Annotated in this window: 6 protein-coding genes and 2 pseudogenes; 2 read left to right on the forward strand and 6 right to left on the reverse strand. The window is 58.7% G+C overall.

The features are described from left to right. The 3 genes from JTI85_RS18955 to JTI85_RS18965 all read right to left on the reverse strand — a co-directional run. Window positions 1–150: HP1 family phage holin (locus JTI85_RS18955; RefSeq protein ID WP_204553167.1), on the reverse strand; the 150-nt coding region annotated here is incomplete at its 3' end. A 3-nt stretch (window positions 151–153) separates the two neighbouring features. Further along, window positions 154–357, reverse strand: a complete 204-nt coding sequence (locus tag JTI85_RS18960) for a tail protein X (protein ID WP_219351889.1) — start codon at window positions 355–357, stop codon at window positions 154–156. Next, window positions 357–821, reverse strand: coding sequence for a head completion/stabilization protein (locus JTI85_RS18965; protein ID WP_219351891.1), 465 nt, complete (start codon window positions 819–821; stop codon window positions 357–359). The genes JTI85_RS18960 and JTI85_RS18965 overlap by 1 nt, the downstream gene beginning before the upstream one ends. Window positions 822–927: 106 nt before the next feature. On the opposite strand from JTI85_RS18965, the gene JTI85_RS21800 reads away from it, so the two are divergent. Further along, entirely contained in the window at window positions 928–1,008 is an 81-nt protein-coding gene (locus JTI85_RS21800) for a (2Fe-2S)-binding protein (protein WP_370609823.1), read from the forward strand. Between the two features lie 128 nt (window positions 1,009–1,136). On the opposite strand, the pseudogene gpM reads toward JTI85_RS21800, so the two are convergent. The 3 genes and pseudogenes from gpM to JTI85_RS18980 form a co-directional block, all read right to left on the reverse strand. Then, window positions 1,137–1,565 (reverse strand): annotated as a pseudogene (gene gpM / locus JTI85_RS18970) (phage terminase small subunit); the annotation flags it as partial. A 3-nt stretch (window positions 1,566–1,568) separates the two neighbouring features. Further along, the gene (locus tag JTI85_RS18975; RefSeq protein ID WP_219351894.1) at window positions 1,569–2,636 is read right to left on the reverse strand and encodes a phage major capsid protein, P2 family; all 1,068 of its coding nucleotides are present in this window, start codon (window positions 2,634–2,636) and stop codon (window positions 1,569–1,571) included. Between the two features lie 16 nt (window positions 2,637–2,652). Continuing rightward, window positions 2,653–3,486, reverse strand: a complete 834-nt coding sequence (locus tag JTI85_RS18980; protein WP_219351896.1) for a GPO family capsid scaffolding protein — start codon at window positions 3,484–3,486, stop codon at window positions 2,653–2,655. A gap of 142 nt (window positions 3,487–3,628) precedes the next feature. Between JTI85_RS18980 and JTI85_RS21600 the strand changes: the two are divergent. After that, window positions 3,629–4,028: pseudogene (locus JTI85_RS21600) on the forward strand (oxidoreductase); the annotation flags it as partial.

Genomic DNA, 4,028 nt, shown 5'->3' on the forward strand with positions numbered 1-4,028 from the left:
GTGTTTGTAGTACCAGTTGATCGCCAGCATCAGCACACCAATCAGTACACCGCCAACCGTTGACGCATCCTTGAGCGACAGATCGCCCAGCCATGCCAGCAGCACGGCGATGCAGTAAGTGATAAAGGCGCTGATTCGTTCAAGCGTCATCATTCAGTCCCATAGCTGGACGGTCTGCGCCGTGGTTGATACCGGAATGTCCGGCAGCTCCACCTGCAGCCCGTGCGGTAAAAAGGGGCCGTATTCAGCCAGCCCCGGATTTGCCTGAAGAACCTGCTCCGTGACACCCTGCGTGCGCCCGTAATGACGCCAGCAAAGCGCGTCCACCGTGTCATACTGGTGCGCACACACTTTCATCAGATAAGCTCCACCGTACAGTGCGGTGCATCCTGCACCCGGCTGATGGCCCAGCGGGCATCACGCCACAGATCGCCACTGGCCTCCGCCAGTTCTTCCCCTCGCTTCACGCCAGACGCCGTGGCGTCATAGTCCTGATAACGCTCATTAAGCACGGCGCGCGCCCAGCAAAAAACGGCGTTGTGGTAGTGCTGTATCCGCTCACTTTTGCCGTCCAGCATGTCCGCCGGAACCTCAGCCAGTGCCCGGTAGCCCAGCATCTGCTGGCGGTTGCGAAAGTCGTACAACTCAGCGTTAACCTCAGAAATCGCCGTCAGCACCACCTGCTTTAAACGCGGCTGCGTCACCGTGCCGTCAGTGCGCATCACACTGCGAAATTCCGCCAGATCCACATCCGGCCAGAACGGCGTATTTTTGATGACCTCCGCCTGTTCCGGTGCCTGTTCGGGCGCAATAAACTTCATGCGGCTTTCTCCTGAAATAGAGGGCGGTGAACGGAGTTTTGATGAGGCAATGCCTTTCGCCACCCCGTGCCGCCCGTGCGCGGGGCACGTTCGTTAGCGGCTGTCATTGCGCAGTCTGCGCTCCAGCTGCTGCTTTTCTTTTTTCACGCCGCAACGGGAGTCCAGTTGCAGCGCATGCGTGAGGTGATTCAGGGCAGATGCCGGGTTGTTTTCACTCAGCACCGCACCGATGGCTTTATGCAGGCGCGCCCGCGACTGGTCCGGCATATCCAGATCGGTTGTCAGGTCCAGCGCCTGCAGGAGCAGATCAGCGTCAAAATCGGTTGCGGCAAGCAGGGCACTTTGCGCAGAGTCCGCCATTTCCTCTGCCAGCACGGTCTGCACGTTGCGGTTGCCCAGCGGCATCACCCAGCCATGGCGCAGCGCATGACGCCCAATTTCCAGCGCACCGGCATAGTCACCGGCATCGATACGCCACAACATCACGTACATCAGCACGTCATCCTGCTGCGCAGCTCCGGCAGCCAGCACGCCGTCTGCCCAGGCGGCATATTTCGGCAGCAGCTCCACCTTAATCGCCGCCTTTTTCACCGTGGACTGGATGCCCCTGAGGCGGCGACGGTCTTCTGCCAGTTGCAGCAGCATCAGGTCATAGCCCGAGGCATGGCGAACACTGCCGCCCTCACGGGCGGCCTGTTCGGCCTGAATGCGCAGGCGGTGCTGCCGTGCGGGACTCAGGCTCATTCGTTACTCTCCGGCTTCTGTTTCTGCTGCAGGCGGGGTGAAATCACCGATTTCGATGTTTTCAACCAGCGCCGCGCAGCGATAGTCCTCGACCACATACGCCTCGTTGACGGATTCAAAGTTTTCAATCCGGTCACGTTTCGGGTTGTCGATAACAGAACGGCGGCGGGTGTCTTCCTGCCAGTAGATGGACAGGTTATCCAGACGGGTGATCAGCAGGGAATTTGCCGGGAAGAAAGGCGCGCGCACGGCCTGCAGGCCACCCATGCGTTTCTGGCTGATGATCAGATCGGCAGAGATTTTTTCGCTGTTGTCCTGCTCTTTGTTGACCAGCGGGAAATATTTGTCAGCCAGCAGTTCACGCCCGCAGACAACCACCAGATCGTCATCATCCTGATACTCCACATCGATCAGCTCGTTGACGGCATCCATCACCACCGCGTCCAGATTTACGTACTTGCCACCCGGACCAACTTTTACCGGCTCTGCAGTAGTGGTGCCGTCTTCGGTGGTTTTGCTGCCCATGACATGATCCGGCGCGTCTTCGCGGATTTTCTGCAGCCAGCCTTTATTAACGTCCTGCAGCAGCGGGTTTTCACCACGGTTAGAGGTTTTGGCGCGCTTCACRCCGTTAAAGCCRATSRTGATGYRGTCCAGCGCCTGACGYTTGAYGATGGCGTTGCGRATACGCACCTGGAAGTCCTGGAACTTCGCCCACAGGTCCAGCTTCGCGTAGGTCAGCACCGTGTCAAAGTTGGTCTGTTCGCATTTATATTCCGCGTCCTCCATCAGCATCGGATCGGTAGGTTCGCGCTCTTTGGTTGTGGTATCGGTGGTTCCGGCAATGGTGCTGCCCACGCCCAGCCCCAGCAACTGACCGGACTGCTCAGTGACCGGCGTGATATTAATCAGCGTCAGGAATGCGGCAGACTGCTGGATCTGGTCTTCCAGCGTCTGCTGCACGGTCGGCTCCACGGTGAACTTGCTGGAAAGTTCTTCAACCTCCACACCGTTCAGGCGCGCCAGTTGCTGCAGGTAGGCGTTAAAGGCAAAGCGGGTTTTCTTTTTCATCGGGTTTTATGCTCCATCAGCAATTGGTCAGGGTGCCTGCCGGTGCGTCACCGCCCGGCGCGCGCTGGCGGTAGTCCTGGCGACTGTCTTCACGGCTCAGCTTCTGCTCAAGCTCAGCAAAGGCGGACTGCTGTTCCTGCAGGGAGGACTCCAGCGCGGAAAGGCGTTCACCGTTTTCAGCCAGGGATTTATCCGTGCGTTCGCTCAGGTTCTGTTGTTCGGTAGCGACCAGCTCCACGGCCTGATGCACGTCAGAGAAAAGCGCCTCATCGGTCTGCTCTTTTTTGGTGAACAACGCGGTGACGCGGGCAAACAGGGACGGCTTATCGTCCTGGGTTTCTTCCAGTTCGATCGCCGTTTCTTCGGCGGCGGTAAACAGGTTTTCAGGGTTCTGCTTGCGGTTCGCCAGCGGGTTATGCGTGGCACTGGCGCTGAAGGTCAGCATTTCGGTGCCGAGACTCGCCGGATCGTCAGTCGCCGCCAGTCCCACAAGATAGGCTTTACCGGTGTCGGCAAACTTCGGGCTGACCTCCATGGAGGTAAACAGCTTCTGGCCTTTCTTCACCAGCGCCACCAGGGAGTCCGTCGGCTCAACATCAGCGTAAAGTGCCATCTTGCCCGCCAGCGGACCGTCCTGGATTTCTTCTGCAACCAGCGCCGTCACTTTGCCGTAACGGTTGAAGGCACTGTCCGGGGAGTAAGACTTGATGTGCTCCAGGTTGATCAGCGCGGTGTAGACCGTCGGGTTGTAGCTGGCAGCCATCTGTTCCAGCCATTCACGCTGGATTTCGCGTCCGTCGGTGGTGGCACCTTCCACCCCGATGCGGAAACGCTTTGCTTTCACTGTCATGAGCCGTGCTCCGTTAAAAATAACTTACTGGAGCCTTATGGTTGCGGTGATGGGGGGCATGAAACAACGCGCGGCACTTGTAGGGTCAGTCACACAATCCGCCGCCGGGGAAAGCCGCCAGTCAAGGCCGTAGGCTTGTGTCATGAACACCACACTGCCCCCCGCAGACCTCGATCCCCGTCGGCAGGCCATGCTGCTGTACTTTCAGGGATACCGCGTAGCCCGCATTGCTGAAATGCTGGGCGAGAAAGTTGCAACCGTTCACAGCTGGAAGAAGCGCGACGAGTGGGGCAAGTATGGCCCGCTGGATCAGATGCAGCTCACCACCGCCGCACGTTACTGCCAGCTCATCATGAAGGAGCAGAAAGAAGGGAAAGACTTCAAAGAGATTGACCTGCTGGCGCGCCAGTCAGAACGCCATGCCCGCATCGGCAAATTTAACGACGGCGGCAACGAGGCCGACCTTAACCCCAACGTGGCGAACCGCAACAAAGGCCCGCGCAAGCCGCCGGAAAAGAACCTGTTTACCGACGAGCAGATCG

The organism is Citrobacter sp. Colony219 (assembly GCF_019382635.1).
GTDB classification, from domain to species: Bacteria; Pseudomonadota; Gammaproteobacteria; order Enterobacterales; family Enterobacteriaceae; genus Citrobacter; species Citrobacter youngae.